This window comes from Agrobacterium vitis (assembly GCF_013337045.2).
Taxonomy (GTDB): domain Bacteria; phylum Pseudomonadota; class Alphaproteobacteria; order Rhizobiales; family Rhizobiaceae; genus Allorhizobium; species Allorhizobium vitis_B.
In genome coordinates this window covers 1999275-2023205 of sequence record NZ_CP118259.1, presented here as the reverse complement: position 1 = coordinate 2023205, position 23931 = coordinate 1999275, and the positions used below count along the sequence as shown (strand labels likewise).

23 protein-coding genes are annotated in these 23931 nt (G+C 57.4%); 11 read left to right on the top strand and 12 right to left on the bottom strand.

What is annotated here, in order from left to right:
- Positions 1-62 precede the first annotated feature (62 nt).
- Both G6L01_RS09875 and G6L01_RS09870 read right to left on the bottom strand, forming a co-directional pair.
- Positions 63-368: an AzlD family protein gene (locus G6L01_RS09875; RefSeq protein WP_060717914.1), complete on the bottom strand. Its 306-nt coding sequence runs from the start codon at positions 366-368 to the stop codon at positions 63-65.
- The gene (locus tag G6L01_RS09870; protein ID WP_070166405.1) at positions 368-1078 is read right to left on the bottom strand and encodes an AzlC family ABC transporter permease; all 711 of its coding nucleotides are present in this window, start codon (positions 1076-1078) and stop codon (positions 368-370) included. The genes G6L01_RS09875 and G6L01_RS09870 overlap by 1 nt, the downstream gene beginning before the upstream one ends.
- A 310-nt stretch (positions 1079-1388) precedes the next feature.
- On the opposite strand from G6L01_RS09870, the gene G6L01_RS09865 reads away from it, so the two are divergent.
- Together G6L01_RS09865 and G6L01_RS09860 are read left to right on the top strand one after the other, a co-directional pair.
- Positions 1389-1652: a DUF2164 domain-containing protein gene (locus G6L01_RS09865; RefSeq protein ID WP_070166421.1), complete on the top strand. Its 264-nt coding sequence runs from the start codon at positions 1389-1391 to the stop codon at positions 1650-1652.
- A gap of 559 nt (positions 1653-2211) precedes the next feature.
- Positions 2212-2946, top strand: coding sequence for a sulfite exporter TauE/SafE family protein (locus G6L01_RS09860; protein ID WP_070166404.1), 735 nt, complete (start codon positions 2212-2214; stop codon positions 2944-2946).
- A 50-nt stretch (positions 2947-2996) separates the two neighbouring features.
- Here G6L01_RS09860 and panB read toward each other — a convergent pair whose 3' ends face one another.
- From panB to pncA, 3 genes are read right to left on the bottom strand one after another with little or no spacing between them, the layout of a single operon-like run.
- The gene (gene panB / locus G6L01_RS09855; RefSeq protein ID WP_070166403.1) at positions 2997-3821 is read right to left on the bottom strand and encodes a 3-methyl-2-oxobutanoate hydroxymethyltransferase; all 825 of its coding nucleotides are present in this window, start codon (positions 3819-3821) and stop codon (positions 2997-2999) included.
- Positions 3818-4687 (bottom strand): pantoate--beta-alanine ligase, encoded by an 870-nt coding sequence (gene panC, locus G6L01_RS09850; RefSeq protein WP_070166402.1) that lies wholly within the window; start codon positions 4685-4687, stop codon positions 3818-3820. Before panC ends, panB begins: the two co-directional genes overlap by 4 nt.
- Positions 4688-4731: 44 nt before the next feature.
- Positions 4732-5358, bottom strand: a complete 627-nt coding sequence (gene pncA / locus G6L01_RS09845) for a bifunctional nicotinamidase/pyrazinamidase (RefSeq protein WP_070166401.1) — start codon at positions 5356-5358, stop codon at positions 4732-4734.
- Positions 5359-5560: 202 nt separating this feature from the next.
- Between pncA and G6L01_RS09840 the strand changes: the two genes are divergently transcribed.
- Positions 5561-7894, top strand: coding sequence for a glucose/quinate/shikimate family membrane-bound PQQ-dependent dehydrogenase (locus tag G6L01_RS09840; protein ID WP_070166400.1), 2334 nt, complete (start codon positions 5561-5563; stop codon positions 7892-7894).
- A 308-nt stretch (positions 7895-8202) separates the two neighbouring features.
- On the top strand, positions 8203-8484 hold the full coding sequence (locus G6L01_RS09835) for a DUF6074 family protein (RefSeq protein WP_041696784.1): 282 nt from the start codon (positions 8203-8205) through the stop codon (positions 8482-8484).
- Positions 8485-8931: 447 nt separating this feature from the next.
- Here G6L01_RS09835 and G6L01_RS09830 read toward each other — a convergent pair whose 3' ends face one another.
- The 4 genes from G6L01_RS09830 to G6L01_RS09815 form a co-directional block, all read right to left on the bottom strand.
- Positions 8932-9663 carry an AAA family ATPase gene (locus tag G6L01_RS09830; RefSeq protein WP_174089234.1) on the bottom strand — a complete coding sequence of 244 codons (732 nt, stop codon included), beginning with the start codon at positions 9661-9663 and terminating at the stop codon, positions 8932-8934.
- 33 nt (positions 9664-9696) lie between these two features.
- The gene (locus G6L01_RS09825) at positions 9697-9846 is read right to left on the bottom strand and encodes a hypothetical protein (RefSeq protein WP_156584107.1); all 150 of its coding nucleotides are present in this window, start codon (positions 9844-9846) and stop codon (positions 9697-9699) included.
- A gap of 252 nt (positions 9847-10098) precedes the next feature.
- Positions 10099-10506: a hemin receptor gene (locus G6L01_RS09820; RefSeq protein ID WP_139190314.1), complete on the bottom strand. Its 408-nt coding sequence runs from the start codon at positions 10504-10506 to the stop codon at positions 10099-10101.
- A gap of 36 nt (positions 10507-10542) precedes the next feature.
- Entirely contained in the window at positions 10543-13065 is a 2523-nt protein-coding gene (locus tag G6L01_RS09815) for an ATP-dependent helicase (RefSeq protein WP_071206472.1), read from the bottom strand.
- Between G6L01_RS09815 and G6L01_RS09810 the strand changes: the two genes are divergently transcribed.
- From G6L01_RS09810 to G6L01_RS09780, 7 genes are all read left to right on the top strand, one after another.
- On the top strand, positions 13064-13333 hold the full coding sequence (locus G6L01_RS09810) for a hypothetical protein (RefSeq protein ID WP_070165098.1): 270 nt from the start codon (positions 13064-13066) through the stop codon (positions 13331-13333). The genes G6L01_RS09815 and G6L01_RS09810 overlap by 2 nt on opposite strands.
- Before the next feature lie 32 nt (positions 13334-13365).
- A complete protein-coding gene (gene pstS / locus G6L01_RS09805) occupies positions 13366-14415 on the top strand; it encodes a phosphate ABC transporter substrate-binding protein PstS (RefSeq protein WP_070165097.1) in 1050 nt (349 codons plus the stop codon).
- Positions 14416-14514: 99 nt separating this feature from the next.
- Positions 14515-15489 (top strand): phosphate ABC transporter permease subunit PstC, encoded by a 975-nt coding sequence (gene pstC, locus G6L01_RS09800; RefSeq protein ID WP_070165096.1) that lies wholly within the window; start codon positions 14515-14517, stop codon positions 15487-15489.
- 9 nt (positions 15490-15498) lie between these two features.
- On the top strand, positions 15499-16350 hold the full coding sequence (gene pstA, locus G6L01_RS09795) for a phosphate ABC transporter permease PstA (RefSeq protein ID WP_070165095.1): 852 nt from the start codon (positions 15499-15501) through the stop codon (positions 16348-16350).
- Positions 16351-16386: 36 nt separating this feature from the next.
- Entirely contained in the window at positions 16387-17187 is an 801-nt protein-coding gene (gene pstB, locus G6L01_RS09790) for a phosphate ABC transporter ATP-binding protein PstB (protein WP_070165169.1), read from the top strand.
- Positions 17188-17409: 222 nt separating this feature from the next.
- Positions 17410-18819, top strand: coding sequence for an FAD-binding oxidoreductase (locus G6L01_RS09785; protein WP_070165094.1), 1410 nt, complete (start codon positions 17410-17412; stop codon positions 18817-18819).
- A gap of 75 nt (positions 18820-18894) precedes the next feature.
- A complete protein-coding gene (locus G6L01_RS09780) occupies positions 18895-22587 on the top strand; it encodes an AsmA family protein (RefSeq protein WP_070165093.1) in 3693 nt (1230 codons plus the stop codon).
- A gap of 168 nt (positions 22588-22755) precedes the next feature.
- Here the strand turns inward: G6L01_RS09780 and G6L01_RS09775 are convergent, their stop codons facing one another.
- The 3 genes from G6L01_RS09775 to G6L01_RS09765 form a co-directional block, all read right to left on the bottom strand.
- Positions 22756-23031: a hypothetical protein gene (locus G6L01_RS09775; protein ID WP_070165092.1), complete on the bottom strand. Its 276-nt coding sequence runs from the start codon at positions 23029-23031 to the stop codon at positions 22756-22758.
- A gap of 334 nt (positions 23032-23365) precedes the next feature.
- The gene (locus tag G6L01_RS09770) at positions 23366-23590 is read right to left on the bottom strand and encodes a ribbon-helix-helix domain-containing protein (protein WP_070165168.1); all 225 of its coding nucleotides are present in this window, start codon (positions 23588-23590) and stop codon (positions 23366-23368) included.
- 125 nt (positions 23591-23715) lie between these two features.
- Entirely contained in the window at positions 23716-23928 is a 213-nt protein-coding gene (locus tag G6L01_RS09765; RefSeq protein WP_070165091.1) for a DUF4169 family protein, read from the bottom strand.
- Between the last annotated feature and the right edge of the window lie 3 nt (positions 23929-23931).

The following is a 23931-nucleotide window of genomic DNA, read 5'->3' as shown; positions in this document are numbered from 1 at the left end:
AGCTTCACCCCAGTTTTAGCGGCTTTGGAGAGGTGATTGCCGCGGGGTGGAGCCGATAGCGATCAGGCCATGAACTGGCGGATCAGTACGGCGGCACCCCAACCGGTCAATAGCATGGGGATTAGCGAAAAGCGCAGGCCAACGACGAGGCCAAGCAGCATGGCGAATTTCACCTCCATCCCACCGGCGTAAAAGGCCGGAGCGACCAGCGTGGTCAGCACGGCAGCAGGAACCGCGTTCAACGCCGCATCGACCCTGGGTGGCAAAGTCTTGAAACGGCTGATCACCAGATAGCCGCCAGCGCGGGTGAGGTAGGTGGCAAGGGCGGCGGCCAGAATGATCGCCACCATGGAAGGGTCAAGATCCATCATTGCGTCATCTCCGGTCGATCCTCAAGGGCCGCCTGCGTCTTCGGTGGCAACAGGGCTGCGGTAACAATGCCCGCCAGTGCGCCGAGGCTGACATGCCAGGGTGAGCCAACGGCATGCATGGCGAACACCGCGGCCACGGCGCTGACGGCAACCACGATCAGGAAGTTCGGGCGCTTGCGAAAGCCAAGCACGCTGCCCATGAAATAGACGGGCAGCAGCACGTCGAGGCCGACCGCTTTCGGATCGCCGATCAGGCTGCTGAACAATGCGCCAATCGCCGAAAATCCGACCCAGGGAATATAGATGGCCAGCGCAAAGCCCATATACCAGCCAAAGGAAACAGACTTGCCACCTTCGGCATGTTTGACGGTTTCGGCGAATTGCGGATCGGTCATGAAGAAGAAGGCGACGGCCTTTTGCAGTCCGCTCAGCCTTTGGAAATAAGGGCCAATGGCCGCCGAATAGAGGATATGGCGGAAATTGACGGCAAACACCGACAGCACGATCAGCCAGGCCGGAACGTTATTGCCGAACAGATCGATGCCGACCAATTGACTGGCGCCTGCAAAAATCGTCGCACTCATCAGCGTCGCCTCAGCCACCGATTGGCCATGGGCGGCAGCGACTGCACCAAACAAGGCGGCGAAGGGCAATGTGGAAAGAGTGATGGGAACGCTTTGGCGCGCACCATCGGTAAAGTCTGACATCGTCTTTTCCTAGAGCATTTCCAGCAAAAATGCGGTGCGGTTTTGCGTCTGGAAATCTGTTGAAACAAACAGTTAGAGTATTTATGCGTTTCTATGAAAGGCGGAAATGCTCTAAATGGGTATATGCCTTGGGATGGCCTGTCTTTCAGGCCAGCCCTTGTTTTCCCTCCCAAGAATGAGGGGTGGATTAGAACATCAGCGCGAAACGAGCAAATCAATAGGAGTGATCCTGCGTTGATTTCCATTGATGCGTGCTCATAGTCATGCCCTATTCCATCCGACCATTCTTGTCGAAAAGGAACCGTTTCAGATGCCGAAGCCCGATGATGTCAAAGCCGATTTTTCAAAAGAAGAACTGGCTCTGCTGGTTTCACGGCTGCAAAAACACCTGGCGATTGAACATGAGGTCGAGCTTGGACGGTTCGAGGTCGAAAGTCTGATCGATTTTCTGGCCGGAACGGTCGGTGTGCATTTCTACAACAGAGGCCTTGCCGACGCCCAGACCCTGCTGGCCGAGCAGATCGATCGCTTCAATGACGGGATCTACCAATTGGAGCGGACGATGGCGTCTTGAGGTTTGCGCCATGGTGCGTTTTTCTGTCAAATTCGTTTGATTGAAGGGTGAGTGCACTGCAATTAAAAGGGGCGCTTCCAGTTGACTTGATGCTTTCAAGAACTTAAAGCGCGCCCTGTTGATCAAGCAACCTCTGCGGGTATCTGGCGCATGGGTATTATTGAAACGCTTGATCTGCTGTTTTGCCGGGGGGCAATATGATGATTTCAGACGGAACTGAGGATTACTACGACGTTCTGGTGATTGGCGCCGGATTGGCGGGCCAGGCGTTCGCCTTATCTTTAGCGGGGAGACGCGGGCTCTCACATTCACATAAATAGTCTGCGCCGACTATCTTCTGCCTGGTAGACGACCAAGCCAGCATAGCCGCTCCCTTAAACCGGAATCGATTTAAGGAGAAAAATATGCAGCTGATGTAAAGCGCAGCGAACACTTCCGCCCATATAGGGCGCACAGTGCTGTAGAGCACATCTACCTATGTACTGTGTTTTTACAACGTGTACCTCCTCTAAGTATTTGTTTTTATGAATTTTTGTAAATATTCCTGGGTCCGCATTCGATGCTGATTAATATGCTTGGACTTCCCTTTGGCGCGCTTCTGGGAACAGCCGGAGGCTTCCTGGGAACCGGAGGCGGGACATTTGCAATCCCGCTTCTGGTTTTGTTTGCGGCCTATGACCAGAAGCTTGCCCAAGGGACAGCTTTGGTCATGGTGGTCACCAATGTTCTCTATGCCCTGGTGAAATACCGCAACAAGGGCAGTTTCGATCTCAAGACGGCCCTTGTGCTGGCCGCCAGTGGCAGCATCACCTCGGCGATCAGCTCTCTTTGGGCTCTGTCGCCGTCGAGCGAGACATTGAAGCTCTGGTATGGCGTGTTTTTGATGCTGCTTGCGGCCTTCGTCGCTGTCACGCGCAACATAAAATTCGTCTCGCATAGCCTTGATTATCGATGGGCTTTTCTGCCGGGGGCTATTGGCGGCATATCGCTTGGCTTGTTTGGGGTGGGAGGCGCCATGCTGGCCGTTCCCTTGTTGGTGATGTTTTACGGGCATTCCCAGGTTCGCGCGCAAGGACTCGGGTTGGCGCTGGCGCTGCCCGGATGTAGCATCAGTCTGATGCAATACGGCTATTACGGCCATGTCGATTGGGTGCTTGGCTCCATGCTGGCCATCGGCGGGCTTTTGGGCGTGCCAGCGGGCGTTCATTTGGCCCACAAGGTCGATGAACGCACCCTGGTTCTGTCGTTTTGCACATTGCTGATTGCCGCGGGGCTGCTCATCATCGTCAAATAGCCGTAGCACCGCGCGCCGGAAAAGGGCGCGAGGTGCTGCTGCCTTGGCAGTTACGATTTACGCGGCTGGAACGTATGTTCCGGTCCGGGAAATTGCCGTGCCTTGACCTCGGTTGCATAGTCTTCCACGGCCTTTGAAATCACCCCGGCCAGCTCGGCATAATGTTTGACGAAGCGCGGTTTGAAATTGTTGAACAGGCCCAGCATGTCGTCTGAGACCAGGATCTGGCCATCGCAGGCAGGCGAGGCGCCGATGCCGATGGTGGGGATGGCAAGGGTCTGGGTTATGTCTCGCGCCAAAGGCTCGACGGTGCCTTCAATGACCAGCGCGAAAGCGCCTGCCTTGGCTATAGCGGTGGCGTCGGCCCGGATCTTGCCTGCTTCCGGCTCATCATGGCCCTTGGAACGGTAGCCGCCTGATGTGTTGACCTGTTGCGGCATCAGCCCGACATGGCCCAGCACCGGAATGCCGCGTTCCACCAGAAAGGCGACGGTCTCGGCCATTTCCGTGCCGCCTTCCAGCTTGACGCCATCGCAGCCGGTTTCCTTCATGATCCGTGCCGCATTGCGGAAGGCCTGTTCTCTGGATTCCTGATAGGAGCCGAAGGGCATATCGACGATGACGCAGGCATGACTGACTCCGCGTAACACCGCTTGCCCATGGGCAATCATCATCTCCAGGGTGACGCCAACCGTGGTGTCCAGCCCATACAGCACCATGCCAAGACTGTCGCCGACCAGCAGCAGATCGCAATGGGCATCCATCAGCCGCGCCATCGGCGTGGTATAGGCGGTGAGGGACACTATCGGGCGCTGATGCTTCAGCGCGGCAATGGTGGTGGGCGTCAGGCGTTTCTGGCGGGGCGGGGCGCTCACTCGGCGGCTTCCTTCTTGCTTTCGATGTCGATAACCCGGTTATCCAGCAGTTTGGTCGTGCCGATTTGTACGTAAAGCAGCACCAGAAACGGCTGGTCCAGATGGGGCAGGGTGGCGAGCGTATCGGGGTGACGCACGGCGACCACGTCGGGCCGCGCCAGCGGCTCGCGGGCAATGAAGGCGGCAAGGGCGGCTTCCATCTCCGCCGCATCGCGCAGACCGTTGCGATAGAGCCGTTCCGCCTCCTCCAGCGCTTTCGGCACGATGGCGGAGGCGGCACGCTGCTCCTCGGTCAGATAGACATTGCGCGACGAGCAGGCCAGCCCATCGGCCTCGCGCACGGTTGCCACCGGCACGACGCGCACCGGCATGGCGAGATCCTCGACCATGCGGCGGATGATCGCCACCTGCTGATAATCCTTCTCGCCAAAATAGGCGGCATCCGGCTGGACGATGTTGAACAGCTTGGTAACGACGGTTGCTACGCCCGCGAAATGGCCGGGCCGGGCCTTGCCCTCCAGCTCGCCGCCCAGCTCCGGCAGATCGACCACCGTTTGTATCGGTCGCGGATACATGTCGGCCACGCCAGGCGCGAACAGAAAATCGACGCTTGCTGCCTCCAGCATGGCGCTGTCGCGGGCGAGATCGCGGGGATATTTCTCCAGATCCTCGCCCTTGCCGAATTGCAGCGGGTTGACGAAGATCGACACCACAGTCACAGCGTTTTCAGTCTCCGCCTGTTCGACCAGCGTCAGGTGACCCTTATGCAGATAGCCCATGGTCGGCACGAAACCGATGGATTTTCCAGCCTTGCGGCAGGCATCGAGCCTTTGGCGCAGCGCTGCAATCGTGTTGATAATCTCCATGGCGGCCCTCCCGAACCCATTCTTTTTGCAGTAATAGATGTTTCTCAGACGAGGACATCAGCGCTGGTGATAAGCCTTGCGCCGTGAGCCTGCATGTCGGCAATCGCCGCCTCCACCGTCTGTGGATCGATGCCCCGGCTGCCGTCGATAATCAACCGCACAGTTACGCCCGGCAGCATGTCCAGCGCATCCAGCACGGAAAACTTGACGCAGTAATCGGTGGCAAGGCCCATGACATCCAGTTCGGTGACGCCCTTACCGATCAGCCAGGTGCTAAGGCCGGTCAGGGCTGCCTGATCGTTGTCGCGGAAAGCTGAATAGCTGTCCACCAACGGGTTCAGTCCCTTTTTCTGCACATGATCGATCCGGGAGAGATCGAGGCCGGGGTAAAACTCGGCATCATCCGTGCCCTGCACACAATGGTCCGGCCACATCATCTGCGGTTTGCCGGAAAGCTCGCCCAGTTCGAAAACCTTGGTGCCGGGGTGCTGAGAGGCGAAGCTGCCGTGATTGGCTGGATGCCAGTCCTGCGAGGCGAGAATCAGGTCATAGGCCCCGCTGGCCATCAGGGCATTGGCGATGGGGACGATCTGATCGCCTTCCGGCACCGGCAGATTGCCGCCCGGGCAAAAGCCGTTCTGGATATCGATGAGAAGCAGCGCCTTGGTCATGATCCCTCCTGCTGATTTTGCGCCAGACCATGGCAAGGTGGATCGATGCGCGCAAGGGTATGGGTAAGAGTATTTGGTCTCAAAATTTGATTTGCCGGTAAGATCGGTAGGAACCTAACGGTCGCTCATGCGTTTGCAGTTTACCTATGCGTAAATTTTTGACGCAGCCCCGCTTATTTTCAACATGCATCGGATTTGTCCTATGATCCTTATCGTTACAGCGGTCGTTTTCGCCGTCCTCGGGCTCGCGCTCGGCGGCGGAGGCGGCTATCTCCTGTCGCTCGGCGGTAGCCCGTTTTACCTCATCGCCGGTCTTGCCTTCATTCTCGTTGCGCTGCTTCTGTTGATGCGTAAGGCGGCTGCTCTGTGGATCTATGGGCTGTTCATTCTCGGCTGCCTAGGCTGGGCGATCTGGGAGGTCGGTTTCGACTGGTGGCAGCTTGGCACCCGCGGAGGGCTGGTCATCGTACTTGGCTTCGTGCTGCTTCTGCCTGCCATCCGCCGCAGGCTGGGACCGCTACATCGCCGTGAAGGCGGCATTGCGGCGAGCGCCTGGCCAGTAGCGCTGCCGGTGTTGGTCGCGCTTGTTGTCGCCGGTTATTCCATGACACAGGACCCCTATGACAAGCCGGGTACGCTGCCGATGGATGTGGCCAGCGCCACGCCATCCTATGGCGGCGACATGGCCGATGGCGAATGGCACCAATATGGCCGCACACCCTATGGCCAGCGCTATTCGCCGCTGACCCAGATCACCACCGACAATGTCAAGACGCTGAAGACCGCCTGGACCTACCAGACCGGCGATGTGAAACTGCCCGGCGATGTCGGCGAGACCACCTATCAGGTCACGCCGCTGAAAGTGGGCGACACGCTCTATCTCTGCACCCCGCACAATTGGGCCATCGCCGTGGATGCGGCAACCGGCAAGCAGAAATGGAAATTTGACCCCAATGTCGGCCTGAACCCGGATCGCCAGCACCAGACCTGCCGTGGCGTCACCTATTATGCCGATCCTGCCGCTACATCAGGTGCGCCCTGCGCCACCCGCGTCTATCTTCCGACCTCGGATGCGCGGCTGATCGCGCTCGATGCCGCCAATGGCAAGATCTGCGAGAGCTTTGCCGACAAGGGCGTGCTGCATCTGGAACAGGGCATGCCCTATAATCCGGCTGGCTATTACTATTCGACGTCGCCGCCGGTGATTGCGGCTGGCAAGATCATCATTGGTGGGGCGGTCAACGACAACTATTCCACCAAGGAGCAATCCGGCGTGATCCGCGCCTTTGACGTCCAGACCGGGGCGCTGGTGTGGAACTGGGACAGCGGCAATCCGGGCCAGACCCAGCCGCTTCCGCAAGGCCAGACTTACACCGCCAATTCGCCGAATAGCTGGTCGGTATTCTCGGTCGATGAACAGTTGGGCCTCGTCTATATCCCGCTCGGCAATCAGGTGCCGGACCAGTTGGGCATGAACCGCAGCGCCAATGTGGAGAAATATTCCTCCTCGGTCGTGGCGCTTGACCTCAATACCGGTGCCGACCGCTGGGTGCAGCAATTCGTCCATCACGACCTCTGGGACATGGATGTTCCTGCCCAGCCCGTGCTGCTGGATATTACCCGCGATGGCACCACTGTTCCGGCGCTCGTTGCCTCCACCAAGCAGGGCGATATCTATGTGCTGGACCGGCGCACCGGTCAGCCGATCATTCCGATCAAGGAACTTCCAGCCCCCGGCGGCACTATTCCGGAAGATCATGCGTCGCCGACCCAGCCGATTTCGGCCTTAAGCTTTCGCCCACCAAAGCTCGAAGAGCGCAATATGTGGGGCGTGACGCTGCTCGATCAGTTGGCCTGCCGCATCAAGTTCCATCAGTTGCGCTATGACGGCCAATATACCCCGCCATCGTTGCAGGGCTCGATCATCTATCCCGGCAATTTCGGCACGTTCAACTGGGGTTCGGTTGCTGTCGATCCGGAAAAGCAGGTCATGTTCGGCATGCCGACCTATCTGGCCTTCACCTCGCAGCTTGTGCCGCGCGATCAGGTTCCGGCCAAGGGCCAGGACGAAAAAGGTTCAGAACAGGGGCTGAACCGCAATGACGGCGCGCCCTATGCGGTCAAGATGGGTCCGTTCCTGTCGCCCATCGGCATTCCCTGCCAGGCGCCGCCATGGGGTACGGTTGCCGCTGTTGATCTGAAGACCGGCAAAATCGCCTATCAGCACCGCAATGGCACCGTGCATGACATGACGCCGCTGCCGCTGCCCTTCAAGGTCGGCGTACCCGGCATTGGCGGGCCGATGATTACCAAGGGCGGCGTGGCTTTCCTCGGTGCCGCCGTCGATAATTATCTGCGCGCCTATGACCTCGCCACTGGCAAGGTTCTCTGGGAAAGCCGGCTTCCGGCTGGCGGCCAGGCGACGCCGATGAGCTACGAACTGAACGGTAAGCAATATGTTGTCATGGTCGCTGGCGGCCACGGTTCTCTCGGCACCAAGCCGGGGGACTACGTGATCGCCTATACGCTGCCCTAGCCGGTCCGCCCCATAATCGCCGCTGACGGGCTGTAAATGGTGATGTCTGTGCTTACCTAGGCTCACGTACATGAGTACGCTCCGCTCCGGTTCTCGACATCACCATTTTCGCCACGTCATCGGCAATTCTGGAACGAACCGGCACCTCGCATTCCGCGAATACAAAATATTATAAAATCTCACCCCTTCCGGTTTTGACCGGGAGGGGTCTTCTTTTGAAACAATTGATTCAAATGTCCTTCCGCTACGGCAACCAAACCTTAACCATGAAGCCGTAAAACGAATCATCAGTATAAAGGATGGTTCGTATGCCCAACACTGCCGCCAAGCTTGAGCCCGTCGCCTCGACGCTGGCCTTCTTCCCGCTGGCCAGCCGCCGTGACATGGTGCGCGGTGCCGCCGTGACGCTGGACCGCCTGCAAGGCAACGATGCCACCATCTACTGGCGCGCCACCTGCCGCCAGCTCGGTGCCGAACTCCTCGACCTCGGCTGCCCCGAAGACGTGATGCGCGGTGAGATCATGAATTTCCAGGACGCCGTGCAAATGGAACTGATGTGGCTGCACCGGAATGAAGAAGCGCTGGGCTGATACGAAGGGTCATAAGGCCGTTCAGCTCAAGCTTTCATGTGATGGTCTGCCGTGATCCGTGATGATAATGGGTGCCGCCTCCGCGGGCCGCTTCGCCGCTGACATCCTGATTGAATTTGCGACTGGTTTAGCTGGACGTACCTATCGGCATACTCCATTGTATGAACATACCTACATACAACGCATCGCCTTTCTTGGTGCAATATGGAGGGCTGCAGTTTGGCGGATGCTTTCCATTGAGAGACAAGAGTAGTTTCAGCACCCTAAGCGTGTGGAGCTGAACTCCTTACCGTTGGTTGCCAGGAAGACTTGTCTCGTGGCTAGATCATGAATTTATAGAAGGCTATGCAAGTGGGACTGATATGGCTTGCTCAGAATTAAGACACGCGCCGTAAAATATTAGCTCGATCTTCAAATTTATTGAATTAAATTTTTTTTATAAAATATTTAATTTTCTTCATTTAAAAAATCCCGATCACTCAAGTATCGTTTTAGTAAATATACGCTGCGCAATTCATCAAATTGCTTTTGTTTTATGCCGTCTTCGCTGAATTCATATATGGTTGCATTTTTGTTTCTTAATAGGATAGGTGAATGGGTGGCAATAATAAATTGCGCTCCATTTCTGGATTTTTCTTTTATTGTTTCTGAGAGAATTATTTGATTCATAATTGATAATGGAGTGTCTGGTTCATCAAGTAAATATAGACCTTCATCATGAACTCTATTATTTATTAACTCAATTAATATTTGTCCGTAGGATTTTATGCCCAACTGATTGCTGTTAATTGTATCTATCAATTGTTGATTGTCGAATGAATTCTTCTTCAATGAAGAAGAGTGTGTTTCTTTACCATTATCGATTTCATAATCATTTAAATATTTTACATATCCTAGGATATCCTCTGATCTTAATAGCATTCTTGTTCGCGCTTTTTTTGTACGTGAAAAATAATACAATTCAGATAGTTTTGACGTAATGTTAAGATAAGGATCACTGGTAACGTGACCCGAATATCCTAGAGCATAGGCATCCATTCCAGCCGCTATTATCTTGATAATTGTTGATTTTCCGGAGCCGTTTTCCCCAGTGAAAAATGTGATATTACTACTGAATTCGATTGTTTTAGCTACGTCTATAATTTTTTTTAAATGAACTGGGCAGTCGGCCCAGTCCAAATTTTTTCGAGTAATTGATCTCAGGTAAACCATCTATCTAGCGGTTGAGTTGGCGTAGATTGCCAACGTCCATTTTTTTTCAATCATCGTCACCGCCGCCATCATCATCATCGTCACCAGGCGAGGTGTACCCACCTGAATCTTCGTCCCATGATTTTCCACCATTCTTGCTTGCGCAGTCATCGCACATCACGCCGCCGCTCATATTTCGAATTGAACCTGTCTGCCCAGGGGCGCCGCAAGAACTGCATCGGGCGCCTGATGAGCGGGCAGCTACTGCTTCATTTGACGTTAACAGTGCCGATGTTAGAAGAAGTATGCTCAGAAATGCAACTTTGACCATTTCAAATCCTCACTTATGTTCAACAAGTTTTGAGATAATTTGAATGCAGGCCCCCGCGAAAAAGCTGATGCAAAAATCGGGCAAAAATCCGACTATTTTCTTTCTGCAGTCATTTTTGAAATGAAAAAATCAATACATTCATCTGTATATCCTAATAAAAATCCGTCTACTTTATGTAAATCAATTATATCGAAGGCAATCGGGTTTTTTCCACTTTGAGCTTGTTCATATATCCATTTTGCTAATTTCCCCCGCCACTCCTGTCCTTTTAAGCAAAACCATCGCTTTTCGATAACTGGAGGAGTTCCCATTGCTGTGAATTTTACGAAAGTACCATTTAATACGTAAGGTTCAAATTCTTCTCCAGTGTACTGCGGCTCCATCCCTGGTTCGACTGAAAAAGTTGCCATGGGCTTTTCACCCCTTAGCATAAGTTCTAGTTCCTGGTCGTTATGTGGACCAATCAACGGAAAGCCGCATTTTCCAATTTCAGGTTCCAACTTATCTAACTCCCAAATTTTAAACAGCAGTTCGAATCAAGCCCGCTCTACAAACCCATCGAGCACCCGCTTCTGCCCCGCCCGGTCAAAATCGATCGTCAGCTTGTTCCCCTCAACGACAGACACATTGCCGTTGCCGAACTTGATGTGGAACACGCGGTCGCCGACTGTGAACTTTGATGGTTCATTGCTGGTGGATTTGGCGACCAACTGGCCGTCTATGGTTTGGCCGCGGGGGCCGCTTTCGCCGTAGCCGATGCGTTCGACCGTGTGGCCGGAGCGGCTGCCCCAGTTTTCGCGGGTGGCGTCGGTTTTGTTGGCCTGGGCGCGTTTCCAGCCGGGGGTGGAGTAGGAATTGGCAAACGGTTCCTGCTTGTCGAAGCGGGACTGGCCGTAGCCGCCGCGCCCATAGCCGCCATAGCTGGTTTCCACCTCCGCCACTTCCACATGGGCGGGCGGCAGTTCATCCAGGAAGCGCGACGGCATGGTCGATTGCCAGAGGCCATGGATGCGTCGGTTGGAGACAAACCACAGGTGACAGCGGCGCTTGGCCCGCGTCAGGCCGACATAGGCCAGCCGCCGTTCTTCCTCCAGCGCGGCGCGTCCGCCTTCATCCAGAGCACGTTGATGCGGAAACAGGCCTTCTTCCCAGCCGGGCAGGAACACCGTTTCGAATTCCAGCCCCTTGGCGGAATGCAGCGTCATGATCGATACGGCGTCGAGATTTTCGTTGGTCTCGGCATCCATCACCAGCGAGACATGCTCCATGAAGCTGCGCATGCTCTCGAAGGCTTCCATCGAGCGGATCAGTTCCTTCAGGTTTTCCAACCGTCCCGGCGCTTCCGCCGATTTGTCGTTTTGCCACATGGCGGTATAGCCGCTCTCGTCGAGGATCTGTTCGGCAAGCTCGGTATGCGGCGTGTTTTCCAGCAGATCCTGCCAGCGGCGGAAATCCGTCACCACGTCAAACAGCGCCTTGCGCGCCTTCGGCTTCAGCTCATCGGTCTCGATGATGTCGGACGCCGCCGCCAGCATCGGAATATCTCGTTTGCGGGCATAGTCATGCAGGGTACGCACCGTGGTGTCACCCAGACCGCGCTTCGGCGTGTTGACGATCCGCTCAAAGGCCAGGTCGTCGGCGGGCTGGCAGACCATGCGGAAATAGGCCATGGCATCGCGGATTTCCAAACGCTCGTAAAAGCGTGGACCGCCAATGACCCGGTAGTTCAGCCCAAGCGTTACGAACCGGTCTTCAAACTCGCGCATCTGGAAGGAGGCGCGCACCAGAATGGCCATGTCGTTGAGCTTATGCTGGTTGCGTTGCAGCTGCTCGATTTCCTCGCCAACTGCACGGGCTTCCTCCTCGGAATCCCAGGCGGCATGCACCACGACTTTTTCATCGTTCGGATCGACCCGGTCGGTAAACAGCGTCTTACCCAGACGCCCCTCGTTATGGGCAATCAGGAACCCGGCAGCGCCAAGAATATGCTCCGTCGAGCGGTAATTGCGCTCCAGCTTGATAACTTTCGCGCCCGGAAAATCCTTCTCGAAGCGCAGGATGTTGTCCACTTCGGCCCCGCGCCAGCCGTAAATCGACTGGTCATCATCACCGACGCAGCAGATGTTGACTGTGCCGTTTGTGACCTTGCCGTCAGCGGTTCTGCTGCTTGGCCGCTGCGCCAACAGTCGCAGCCACATATATTGCGCCGTGTTGGTGTCCTGATACTCATCGACAAGGATGTAGCGAAACCGCTGGTGATAATCCTTCAGCACATCCGGATTGGCGCGGAACATGCGGATCGGGTGCAGCAGAAGATCGCCGAAATCGCAGGCATTCAGGCTTTTCAGCCGGGCCTGGTAAGCGGCGTAAAGCTCGCGGCCCTTGCCATTGCCAAAGGCGCGCGCGTCGCCCTCGGGGATCTGCGCCGGGTCGAGGCCTTTGTTTTTCCAGCCGTCGATCATTCCGGCAAACATCTTGGCGGGCCAGCGCTTATCGTCCAGCCCTTCGGCCTGGATGAGCTGCTTGATCAGCCGCACCACGTCATCGGTATCGAGAATGGTGAAATCCGAGGTCAGGCCGACCAGCTCGGCATGGCGGCGCAAAAGCTTGACGCCGATGGAGTGGAACGTACCGAGCCACGGCATGCCCTCGACAGCGCCACCGACCAGAACGCCGACGCGCTCCTTCATCTCGCGGGCTGCCTTGTTGGTGAAGGTCACGGAGAGGATCTGGCTGGGGAAAGCGCGGCCAGTGGCGAGAATATGGGCGATACGGGTGGTCAACACCCGTGTCTTGCCGGTGCCGGCACCCGCCAGCACCAGAACCGGACCATCAAGGGTTTCCACCGCTTCGCGCTGTTCCGGGTTGAGGCCGGAGAGGTAATCCGGATTGCGGTTCTGGTCGCGCGCGGCCATGGCCCGCGCCGCGATGCCCAAACCGCCGCCCGCAGGCGTCGTGGTTTCCTTTTCCGGCGTAGCCGTGGCCTTTCCTCCCGCTGGGGAGGTCCGGGGTGCAGGCTCTTCGTCGAAGAAGGGAATATCGTCAAAACCGTTGCTCATGCTGCTCAATGTAGTGATTCTACTCCGAAAGGCCAGTGAAAACGTTCTTGTTTCATTCCAGATTCAGCGATGGGTCAGTGAAGAGAGGAAAAAACCTCCCTTAAAAGACGGTCAGAAACCTGATTGCAAATGGAAGGAAAATCACGCCAGCTTGCCTGAAAATCACAGCCGCGTGATGCCGCTCGCTGGTCGGAATTTTGTCACGAAAGCTTCATGGAAGCGACTTACGCCAATTCCAGTGTCGCTCGAAAAGCCGCTGGGGCTTTAAGAGATTGCTCGACGAACACGGGGATTATTCCGATGACTTTCATGAAAAAGATCGCCACGGGTGCGGCGCTTGCCGCCTTTTCGGTCGCCTTTACCGGTGCGGCTTTTGCCGCCGATATTTCCGGTGCCGGTTCCAGCTTCATCTATCCTGTGTTTTCCAAATGGGGTGAAGCCTACAAAGCCAAGACCGGCATCAGCCTGAACTATCAGTCCATCGGTTCAGGCGGCGGTATCAAGCAGGTCGAAGCCAAGACCGTCACCTTCGGCGCTACCGACAAGCCGCTGAGCGACGAAGAACTCACCAAGAACGGCCTGACGCAGTTTCCGATGGTGATGGGCGGCATCGTGCCGATGTACAATATCGAAGGCGTCAAGCCGGGCGAACTGGTGCTGGATGGCAAGGCGCTCGAAGCCATTTACATGGGTACGATCACCAAGTGGAACGACCCGGCGATTGTAGCCCTTAACAAGGGCGTCAAGCTGCCTGAGCAAGCCATCGTTGTCGTGCATCGCGCCGACGGTTCCGGCACGACCTTCAACTTCACCGATTACCTCAGCAAGGTTTCCGCCGAGTGGAAGAGCAAGATCGGCTCCGACACTGCTGTCGAATGGCCGGTTGGTATCGGTGCCAAGGGGTCTGAAGGCGTTGCCAACACGGTCAAGCAGACCGCTGGCGCTATCGGCTATAACGAATATGCCTATGTGATCCAGAACAAGCTTGGCTATGCCAAGATGAAGAACGACGCCGGCAAGGTGGTCGAGCCTTCGCTGGACAGCTTCGCTGCTGCCGCTGCCAATGCCGATTGGGCCGGTGCCAAGAATTTCAACGTCGTCATCACCAATCAGCCCGGCGAAAAGAGCTGGCCGATTGCTGCTTCCACCTGGGTGCTGATCCATAAGGACCCTGTCGACAAGGACGCGACCGAAGCCGCGCTGAAGTTCTTCGCCTGGGCCTACAAGGATGGCACCGGTGAAGCCAAGGCGCTGGAATATGTCGCTATTCCCAAGCCGGTTGTGAAGCTGATCGAAAACTCCTGGGATAGCATCCAGAAGGACGGCAAGCCGGTCTTCAAGGCGATGTAATCGCCGCTGGTCTTTCCTCTACAATAACAGCGGACGGTCATCGCCCGCTGTTTGCATATCTGAACCACTGCGCTGCCTTGTCCCTTCGGAAAGCTCTGTATGACTGTCATCCATCAACCGACCATGAGCGAGGACGAGCTAAGAACAGCTGCCGCCAAGCGGGTGCGCTTTGCCGATACAGTGTTCATCCGCGCCACCTGGCTTTGTGCCATGCTGGTTATGGTCGCATTGCTCGGAGTGTTCCTGTCGCTGCTGATCGAATCTCTACCGACCTGGCGCGAATTCGGCCTATCGTTCCTGTGGAACGAACGCTGGAGCCCGGCCAAGGACATTTACGGGGCCGCTGCACCCATTTACGGCACGTTGATTACCTCGGTCATCGGTCTGGTGATTGGCGTTCCCGTCAGCTTCGGCATTGCTATTTTCCTGACTGAAATGTGTCCGCCGCTGCTGCAACGGCCTATCGGTACGGCCATCGAGCTTCTGGCGGGCATTCCCAGCATTATTTACGGGCTCTGGGGCTTCTTTGTACTGGCGCCGATCATGCAATCCGTGGTGCAGCCAGCTTTGATTGCCACATTCGGAAATGTGCCTGTTCTCGGCCTGCTGTTCACCGGCGCACCCTATGGCATCGGTCTTCTGACAGCGGGGATCGTGCTGGCGATTATGGTCATTCCGTTCATCACCTCCGTGACCCGCGACGTGTTCGGCACGGTGCCGGTGCTGCTCAGGGAATCGGCCTATGGCATGGGCATGACCACCTGGGAAGTCGTCTTCCACATCATCATTCCCTATACGCGGCGCGGCTTGATCGGCGGCGTCATGCTGGGCCTTGGCCGGGCGCTGGGCGAAACCATGGCAGTCACCTTCGTGATCGGCAATTCACACCGGATCGCGACCTCGCTGTTGTCGCCCGCCACTACGATTTCCGCTTCGATTGCCAATGAGTTTTCCGAGGCGACGTCGGATCTCTATACGTCCAGTCTGGTGGCGCTCGGTCTCATCCTGTTCTTCATCACCTTTGCAGTGCTGGCGCTTGCCAAGTGGCTGATCGGGCGCAGCGAAAGTTTTTGAGGCCAGCCGATGTCGATTGTTTCCCGCCGCTATCTCGTCAACCGCATTGCCCTTGGCCTGTCGCTAGCCTCGGCCATGCTTGGTCTCGCCGTTCTGGCGGCAATCCTGTGGACGCTGTTCAGCAATGGTCTGCAAGCGATCACGCTTGACCTCTTCACCAAGATGACACCGCCGCCCGGCTCTGATGGCGGTCTTGCCAATGCCATCTACGGCTCCTTCATGATGACGCTGCTGGCAACCGTGGTGGCAACGCCAATTGGTATTCTGGCTGGTACCTATCTTGCGGAATACGGGCGTGGCACCAAGCTTGGCATGGTGGCGATCTTCGTCAATGATATCCTGTTGGCCGCACCGTCCATCGTCATCGGCCTGTTTGTCTATACGCTGATGGTCGTGCCGTTCCGGCATTTTTCCGGCTATGCCGGGGCTGCCTCGCTGGCGTTGATTGCCATTCCGGTCATCAACCGCACCACCCAGGATATGCTGGCGCTGGTGCCGGATGCGATGCGCGAGGCGGCGGCGGCGCTTGGCGCGCCGCGCTGGAAAATCATGACTTCGGTGATCTGGCGCAGCGCCCGCTCCGGCATGCTGACTGGCGTGCTGCTGGCTGTTGCCCGGATCAGCGGCGAGACGGCACCTTTGCTGTTTACCGCCCTCAACAATCAATACTGGACCGCCGATCTCAGCCAGCCGATTGCCAATCTGCCGGTGGTGATCTTCCAGTTCGCCATGAGCCCCTATGAGGATTGGCAGCGGTTGGCCTGGGGCGGGGCGTTGCTGATCACGGTGACGATCCTGGTTTTGAATATCGTCGCACGAAGCCTGTCGGCGGGGTTGTTGTTCGGAAAGAAGGAAAGATAGATGCAAATGTCTGATACGGGTACAAGGACGCCCCTGATGCGCGCACCTCTGCAAGCCTTTAATCCGTCCGATATCGGCCGCCCTATCAAGGTCGAGGCCAAGCAGCTGTCGTTTTATTACCAGAATGGCTATCAGGCGATCAAAAATGTCGATCTCGGCCTGCGTGACCGCACGGTCACCGCCTTTATCGGCCCGTCCGGCTGTGGAAAATCGACCTTGTTACGGATTTTCAACCGGATGTATGATCTCTATCCGGGTCAGAGGGTGACGGGCGAGGTTTTGCTCGACGGACGCGATATTCTCAACCCATCCGAAGACCTGAACCGGCTGCGCGCCAAGATTGGCATGGTTTTCCAAAAGCCGACGCCGTTTCCGATGTCGATCTACGAGAATATCGCTTTCGGCATCCGCCTTTATGAAAAGCTCTCCAAGCCGGATATGGACAATCGCGTTGAAGCAGCACTTCAGGAAGCAGCACTTTGGGGCGAGGTGAAGGACAAGCTGCATCAGAGCGGGCTTGGTCTTTCCGGTGGCCAGCAACAGCGCCTGTGCATTGCCCGTGCCATTGCCGTCAAGCCGTCCGTGCTGCTGCTGGATGAGCCAGCCTCGGCGCTCGATCCGATCTCGACCAGCAAGCTGGAAGAATTGATCGAAACCCTGCGGTCCACCTATTGCATCGCCATCGTCACCCATAATCTGCATCAGGCGGCGCGTATCTCGCAATATACCGCCTTCATGTATCTGGGCGAACTGGTGGAATTTGACCGCACCGAAGCGATTTTCAGCGCCCCAAGCGACCAGCGTACCAGCGATTATGTGACCGGCCGGTTCGGCTGATCGTTCGGGGATGACGCTCACAGGATATTGGCAATTCCTGCCGCAATGACTGGACAAGCCTGTCTGGTCTGGCCATACCTGCAACCAATTGAAAAAATGGTTAGAGTTTGTCAGGGAAAAGTGGAAACCGGTTTTCCCGAAAAAACAAACGAAACTAGAGAATCGAGAGACTGTTTGGTTCAATCTGAACCTGACAGATTCTCGAGATGCAGGGAGACGGGCATGAGCAGGAAGGATGTCGTGGCGGGAATGCGCAACGAGGAGGGGATTGCACTCGTTCTGGATCTGCTCAAGCAGTCCTTCGGCGAGCGGTTCCAGACCGGGCAATCCTTCCGGGAGCAACATGCCCACACCACCACCTATCTGCCGGCGCAATTGCCCGATGGGGTGGTTTTCGTCGAAAGCGCCGAGGATGTGAAGACCGTTGTGCGGGCCTGCGCCCAGCATAAGGTGCCGATGGTGCCGTTTGGGGTTGGCTCTTCGCTGGAGGGGCAGGTCAATGCGGCGCATGGCGGCATTTCCATCGATTTCACCCGGATGGACCAGGTTATCGAGGTCAATGCCGAGGATCTCGACTGCACCGTCCAGCCCGGTGTGACGCGCGAGGCGCTGAACACCTATCTGCGCGATACCGGCCTGTTCTTCCCCATCGATCCCGGCGCCAATGCCTCGATCGGCGGCATGGCCTCGACCCGTGCCTCCGGCACCAATGCGGTGCGCTATGGCACGATGAAGGACAATGTCATGGCTCTGACGGTGGTGACTGCCAATGGCGAAGAGATCCGCACCGCCCACCGCGCCCGTAAATCTTCGGCGGGCTATGATCTGACGCGGCTGTTCGTCGGTGCCGAAGGCACGCTGGGGGTGATCACCTCGATCACCCTTAAACTCCAGGGCATCCCCGAAAAGATCGGTGGCGGGGTCTGCGCCTTTGCTGACGTTAAATCGGCCTGCGACGCCGTGATCATGACCATTCAGATGGGCATTCCCGTGGCGCGGATCGAGCTGCTCGATGCCATGCAGGTCCGGGCCTGCAATGCTTATTCCAACCTCAGCCTGCCGGAAAGGCCGACGCTGTTTCTGGAGTTTCACGGCACGGAGCAAACGGTGGCCTTGCAGGCGGAGCAATTCGCCGCCATTGCCGAGGAATATGGCGCCGAAGATCTGCGCTTCACCTCCGATCCGCAGGAGCGCGCCCAACTTTGGAAAGCACGTCACAACGCCTATTGGGCTGGCCGGGCGCTGGCCCCGGAGCTGGCGGGCTTGTCCACCGATGTCTGCGTACCGATCTCCAAACTGGCGGAATGCGTGGCTGAAACCCAGGCCGATATTGCAGAGACCGGGCTTCTGGCGCCGATTGTCGGCCATGTCGGCGATGGCAATTTCCATTTGCTGATCCTGTTCGACGACAAGGACGCTGAGAATGTCGATAAGGTAGAGGCGTTCATGGCGCGGTTGAACGACCGTGCGCTGGCCATGGATGGCACCTGCACCGGCGAACATGGGGTCGGTCAGGGCAAGATGTCCTATCTGGAAGCTGAGCTTGGCGGCGCATTGGATGTGATGCGCCAGGTAAAGCGTGGACTGGACCCCGACAATCTGTTTAATCCGGGCAAGATCTTCCGGCTTTGATCCGCAGGCTTAAAGCCGTTACGATAATGAGTAAGCCGTTATGATAACGGGCATGAAACACCATAGGGAGTCGCAGTGCTAGGCAGACTGTTCATCGCGTTTGGCGGATTGGTCGTGGTGGCGCTGTTTGCCGCGCTTCTAGCGCCGCTTTTCGTCAACTGGACGGATTTCCGCAAGGATTTCGAGGATCAGGCCAGCCGTCTTCTCGGTAAAAAGGTGGTGGTCCACGGCGCTGTCGAGGCACGTATCCTGCCGTTTCCGTCGATCACGATGAATGACGTTACGGTCGGGCCGGGCACCGATGGCAAGACGCTGGCGCATGTGGCGCGGTTTTCCATGGATGCCGAGCTTGCGCCGTTTCTGTCTGGTGAGGCCCGGATTTTCGCTATGCGGATCGAGCAGCCGAATGTGCGGCTGAGACTGTTGCCGGACGGTTCGCTGGACTGGTTGCAGGGCAGCCAGCCAAGCCTGCCGGGCCGCAATGTCGTGCTGGAAAAAGTCACTGTTGTCGATGGCGCTCTGACCCTGGTCGATCAGCAGACAGGCCGCACCCGCCAGGTCAGCGGTCTGAATGCCGATATGACGGCCCGCTCGCTGGCTGGTCCGTGGACGGTGTTGGGGCAGGGGGCGCTGGATGGCCAGTCCGGCAATTTCTCGCTGTCCAGCCTGCAACCGGACCCGGCCAAGGGCGCGGTGCCGGTGAAAATCCATATCGCGCCTGATGCAACACCTGTCGATATCGACCTGTCCGGCGATCTCGCGCTTGTCGACAAGCGCCCGACATTGCAGGGTAGCTTCCTGGCTGCCTTGCGCGCCAATGCCGAGGACGGTCAGGTAAGCGCACCAATGGGCAACCCGGTGCTGCCGCCGCGCATCAAGGGCAAGTTCGAACTGGCCAATGATCGGGTGCGGGTACCGGAATACCGGATGGAAATCGGCGCCAGCGACCAGCCCTACATCATCACCGGCGAGGCGACGCTGGATAGCGGCAAGGCGCCGGAATTCCTGCTGACAGCCGAGGGCCAGCAGATCGACGTCGATAAGTTGACGCCCACCCTGCCGAAGGGCAAGACCGGTCGCCAAATGCAGAATTCCGCCCGCCAGCGCATCCAGTCGCTGATAGCGCTGGCAGACCGGATCCCCATTCCCGACATGCCGGGTCGCGCCAGCCTGAAACTGCCGGCGATTGTCGCAGGCGATACCGTTATCAGAGACATCACCCTGGATCTGCGGCCCGCCGGAACCGGCTGGCAGGTGGACAAGGCGGTTGCCACCCTGCCGGGCCGCACCCAGGCGGAAGCATCGGGACGGTTGCAGTTGAAGGGGCAGGCATCGTTTAACGGTTCGCTGCTGGTGGCCTCAAGCCAGCCTTCCGGGCTGGCTTCCTGGCTGTCGGGCGATGTCGATCCGGCCATCCGGCAATTGCGCACGGCGGGTTTTTCCGCCAACGTCAACCTGACCTCTGACCTGCAACGGTTCGAAAAGCTTGAACTGGCCATCGGGCCAGCCAGCCTGCATGGCCGTCTTGAGCGTCGATCAGCCGATGGCGCCATGCCCAGCCTGTCCTTTGATCTCGCTGGCAATGCCTTCGACTTCGATGCAACGAAGGCACTGGCCTCGCTGGTGTCCGGCGATGCCAGCGACGATGCACTGCTGAGCCACCAGATCGCCGGGAACATCAAGGTCGATGCCTTTTTGGCATTCGGCATCACAGCGCGTGATGTGGACGGGCTGTTTACCTACAAGGATGGCGGGTTTTCAGTGCGCAAGCTGGATATCGGCAATCTTGCCGGTGCCAGTATCAAGGCGACTGGCGAAGCCACCGGCTCGCTTGCCGATTATAGCGGCAAGGCGCAGGTCATGCTGCATGCTGACGACATCAGCGGATTTCTGGCCATGCTGCATCAGCAATTGCCGCAGCACCCGCTGCTCGCCCGGCTGGCGTCCAGTGGACAATGGTATTCCGATGCCGATATCGTGGTGAATGCCCGTTTTGGCGATGCCCAGTATGGCGGCTTGCAGGTCGATCTACAGGGCAAGGCGAATGGCACGGCGGTCAATGCCGCCTATCGGCAGGACAGCCTGTTTGATGTGTTCGACGATTCTGAGAAGAGCTTTTCGCTGACCGCTGCCAATGAAGAACCTTCGGCGCTGTTGGGTCAGCTTGGCTTCGATCCGCTGCCGGTGCCGATGGATGGCGGTGCGAAACTGACCCTGCAATTAAAGCAGCAGGGCACCGCGCCAGCGGATGGCCAGATGTCGCTTACGGCAGGGGCGACCCGGCTTGGGGTGAGCGGAACGGTCAATCTCGGTGCCGAACTGTTCTTGCAGGGCAAGGGCAAGGTGGAACTGGCCAGCGACGATATTGCCCCATTGCTGATCATGAATGCAGTCAGTCTCCCCGGCATCGACACCGGTCTGCCGATCACCCTAACCGGCGACATCGAGCGGCAGGGCGACAACAAGACTCAATTGAACGATATCAAAGGCGCGGTTGCGGGCGATGGCTTGTCCGGCTCGCTGGTGCTGGAGCCAACGGCTTCAGCGGTTAAAATCGGCGGTGCGGTTGCGGTGGATACGCTTGATCTCGAGTGGCTCGCATCGACGGTGATCGGTCCGGTCAAGGATGCCGCATCGGATGCCTTATCAGCGGCGAACGTGCACCCCCCTGTCTGGGGCGACATGCAGATGGACATCGGTCTTAAGGCTGGCACACTCGATCTTGGCCCGCTGCCCGCCGCCCGTGATGTTGCAGCGCGCCTGACGCTGGTGGATGGCGGCATGGCGCTGGAGGATCTGTCCGGCACGCTGTTTGGCGGCGCTCTGTCCGGGCGCATGTCGCTCGCCAATAACCAGGGCACGGCTTTCCTGCGCAGCAGACTGTCCCTTGCCAATGCCGACTTGGGCAAGATCTGGCCTGACAGCGGCCTGTCCGGTCAAGCCAGGCTGCAAGTGATGGCGGAAGGCAGCGGCAGCAGCGCCCAAGGCCTGCTTGGATCGGTCAACGGTTCCGGCCAGGTCGATCTCTCCGCTTTGACTATCCCGGAACTGGACCTCTCCAGCTTTCCGGCACTCTCGGCGGCTTTTGGAACTGCGACCAGTGAGGTGACGGCGGAGCAGGTCTCCGCAGCTCTGACACCACTACTGGCCCGCGCGCCAGCCCGGCTGGGCGACGTGACCATGCCGTTTACGCTGAGTGACGGTAAAGCCCGGATGCAGGGCGTCAAAGTCCCAGCCAAGGATGCCGCTATCGAGACACAGGCCGTCGTGACGGTTGCCTCCGGTGACGTCGATGCCGATGTCCAGATCGCTTTCGATCCGGCTACGGCGGTCTCTACGCCTGGGGAGGCTGGTGCAGCGCAGACGGGTTCTGGGCAGGCAACGGCGGGAGATGCCGCGCCGACCGTCCACCTGCTGCTGACGGGTCCGCTTGCTGCGCCCAAGCGGCAGTTGGATGTCCGCGAAATGGCAAGCTACCTCTCGCTCCAGGCATTTGAGCGTGAGCGCCGACGGGTGGAAACATTGCAAGCGGCTGTGTTGGAAAAGCAAAGGCTGCGGCGCGAAGTGGCCTATTATACCGCCCTTGCCGCGGAGCGTGCGGCGGCGCAGGCCAAGGCTGCGGCGGCAGCCGATGCCGCGGCACGGGCCGCGGAGGCTGCGGCGAGAGCGGCGGATCGTGGTGCTGGCAATGCTGCGCCATCAACACCGCGCGATGGGCCGAATAACGGTTTTAAACTGGAGTTGCAGGATTTGCCCGGAGTGCAATAATTTACGTGCAATAACGGGAGTGCATAACGGCAGCTTACCGCCTGATGGCTTTGCTGCGCGCACTTTTGCGGCCTTATGAACTTGCCACTTGTCGAAAAGACAAAAAAGTACCGCTATGCCATCATGGCAGAGCGGTGCTGCGTCTCGATAGAGATCGATCAGAAAATTTCAGAGGAAGGCTTCGCGCTGGCCAAACGGAGGCATGGCGCCGCCACCCATGTTACCGCCACCGAAATTCGGGAACTTGCCTTCAAAGCCTTCGAAACCTTCAGGTGCGGAACCTTCGGCGGAGGTCGATGTCTCGGAGGAGGTGCTGGTGGATGATGCTGTTGTGCTGGTCGATGCTGTCGCGTCGGTGGTGGTCTGCTCTTCGCTTGGCTTCTGCATGCGGCCCATAGGCGGCATCATCGGCATGGACATCTGGGAAGAAACTGCGCTTGTCATATTTGAAATCCTTTTCAAATTAAGTTGGCGCTGTTGGAGGGGGCGTATCGGGTGGAGAAATTCTGCACCATTCCCGGGCGTCCTGCAGCTTTCAGCGCAGCCTGACCATAGTAGTCGTTCCCTAATGAAACGTTATTCAACATAACCTTTGTTCGGAGATATCGGTCGGATTAACATAACTTTACTTCATGGGCCCCTGAAACGTACCAGCTTGGCTAACCAGGCAGTAAACTGGAATACGACAGGCCTCTTGGTGGGGCATATAAAATGCCCAAATTGTCGCGTTGGCGAATCGATTGCCGAATCATTGGCTCAGTCACAGGCAAGCGCATTTTCAATGCGAATCGGAACCTGCCTGTTTGAGCCATTCCAGCACATAGAGCCGCAGCGCTGACGAGAGATTGCAATCAGCCGGACGTTTGCCGTCAATATCGGCAATCAATGCAGCAATCGGGACATTGCGGCGTTCGGCAATCGCCCGAATTTCCTGCCAGAAGGCATCTTCCAGTGAAAAACTGGTGCGATGGCCATGGAGGGAAATAGAATGCTTGCGGATCAGCGGCATAGAGTGCGCCATTCAAGGGACATAAAAAGGCAAGCGACTGGTTTGGCACGTCCGCATCCTGGCTTGGGCAATGCTGGCTTGGACAGTGCTGGCAGGAGCGATAGGAGCAGACGTCGCTTTCAGCCTTGTTCGTCTGGCGCAGGACTGGTCGGTTTCGGTTCCAGCTTTGAATTGTCGAGAGCAGCGCGGGCCTTGTCGTTCAGTGCGCTGGTCAGGTTTTTCTCAGCCTTGCTTCGCCCGAAACTCACGCGGTTCTGATCCGCGATCTTTTCCTTTTCGGTGCGCGCTTTGGCTTTCCTGACCTGACGCAGATTAACGACTTCGCCCGACATGCG